We start from the raw sequence: 259 nt of genomic DNA, 5'->3' as shown, positions 1-259 counted from the left end.
CTAGCCGAAACGCTTCGCAAGGTCAAGAATCGCCATGATCCGTCAACCCTGACCATTGCTTGCGCTCGGGCTCTGGTGCAGGATACGCACATACGTCCAGTCCGAAGGGAGACCACCGTGCCGCCACGATGGTGGGGAGGAGTGCTTCTATGAGACGTCTGCTGAGCGTGCTAATCGTCCTTACCCCTTTGTGGGTCGGTTCCAGTGTCCTGCACGCCCAAGGCGAGCGCGGAGCCATCACGGGCGTGGCCCTGGACTC

The 259-nt window shown here is 61.4% G+C and carries 1 protein-coding gene (cut by a window edge); it reads left to right on the top strand.

Features of this window, described 5'->3' with window-relative positions; all coding sequences use genetic code 11:
* Nucleotides 1-149 precede the first annotated feature (149 nt).
* Nucleotides 150-259, top strand: partial view of a hypothetical protein gene (locus GEV06_07400; GenBank protein MPZ17720.1) — the start only. It continues 3,376 nt past the right edge of the window; 110 of the gene's 3,486 nt are visible here — the first part of the coding sequence; it begins with the start codon at nt 150-152; its stop codon lies off the right edge, out of view.

This window comes from Luteitalea sp. (assembly GCA_009377605.1).
Lineage (GTDB): Bacteria > Acidobacteriota > Vicinamibacteria > Vicinamibacterales > Vicinamibacteraceae > WHTT01.
This window is presented reverse-complemented; position numbering and strand designations above follow the sequence as displayed.